This is a genomic window from Paraburkholderia sp. J41, assembly GCF_905220235.1.
In the GTDB taxonomy this organism is placed as follows: domain Bacteria; phylum Pseudomonadota; class Gammaproteobacteria; order Burkholderiales; family Burkholderiaceae; genus Paraburkholderia.
In genome coordinates, this window is the sequence record NZ_CAJMZE010000081.1 from 1 (window position 1) to 1,382 (window position 1,382).

A 1,382-nucleotide genomic window follows, 5' to 3' on the forward strand; every position below is an offset into this window, starting at 1 on the left:
CTCCGTCGCACTGGGCCAAGGCTCGGTTGCCGACCGCGCCAACACGGTGTCGGTGGGTTCGGCGGGCAATGAACGCCAGATCACCAACGTCGCAGCGGGCACGGCGAACACGGACGCAGTCAACGTAGGCCAGTTGAACGATGCGATCAGCAATGCATCGAGCAACGCGGTTCAGCAGGCGACGCAGCAAGCCAACGCCTACACGACGCAGCAGATCGGCATCGTGAAGAAGCAGATCAACACGTTGGGTGCCGCGGCAATGGCAGCCTCGTCGCTGATCCCGAACGCCCGCGCCGAAGGCAACTTCCAGATGGCCGTCGCGGCCGGTACCTACGGCGGTGAAAGCGCCCTGGCACTCGGTGCGAACTGGTACGTCTCGGATCGTGTGCTGCTGAACGCGCACGTCTCGAAGTCGACGGGCGGCGGCGGTACCGGTGCATCGGTCGGCGCAACGATCGGCTTCTAAACGGCCGTGACCCAGGCCCGCCACGGGAAACCGTGGCGGGCACGGAGAATTCCATGAAGAAAACCTTGATATGCGGCGCGCTGCTCGCGTCGCTGGCGAGCGCCCAGGCGTTCGCCAGCATCGGCAGCGACGCCGGGGCGATGATGCCGACGGCGCAGAAAATCGCCGATCCGTTCCAGCGCGGCCTGGCCGAAGGCTGGCTCGAGATCGCCGGGCGCCAGGATAGTCATGTGCTCGTCTCGTCCGTCTACAACGACGCGGCGGCTCGCGCACTCAACAACGGCCGTCATTTCATCGACGGCAGCACGGCGTTCCAGCCGATCTACGCCAACAAGAACTGGCCGCCGGTCGAAACGCGCGAGAAGTGGGTGAAGGCGCTCCAGGAAATCGAGCGCACGAACCAGCGTGCGTCGCAGTCGCCGTGCCGCGGCGAGGACGCGGGACGTCTTGCCGCGCTCACCGACGAAGCCTGGAAAGAACAGGACGAAACGCACGGCACGCATTGGGTGCACGGCTGGGACTCCATCGAGCGCGCGCAAAAGCTCGCGCAGAAGGTGAACGGCGAACTCGACAAGTGCGTGCCGCCGCCTGCGCCGGTCCCGGCCCCGGTGGTTCCGGCGGTTGCGGTGGTGGCGCCGCTCGCCAGGCCGGTGCGCCTGTCGGCCGACGCGCTGTTCGATTTCGACAGCGCCGTGCTCAAGCCGGAAGGCCATCGCGAAGTCGAGCTGCTCGCGCAGCAGGTTCGCGAATCGGGTGCGAAGCTGCACGTGCTGAAGATCGACGGCTACACCGACCGCTTCGGCTCGGCGGCGCACAACCGGACCTTGTCGCTCCAACGCGCGCAAGCCGTCAGGAAGGCGCTGGAAGAGAACGGCGTCATGGCCGATCGCTTCGAAGTCAACGGGCTGGGCGCGGC

2 protein-coding genes are annotated in these 1,382 nt (G+C 66.8%); both read left to right on the forward strand.

All coding sequences use genetic code 11. The features are described from left to right. The coding region (locus U5805_RS31485) for a YadA family autotransporter adhesin (protein ID WP_322107392.1) at nucleotides 1–466 on the forward strand (466 nt) is incomplete at its 5' end. A gap of 53 nt (nucleotides 467–519) precedes the next feature. Further along, nucleotides 520–1,382 (forward strand): OmpA family protein (locus U5805_RS31490; RefSeq protein WP_322107393.1); only part of this gene is annotated, 863 nt, incomplete at its 3' end.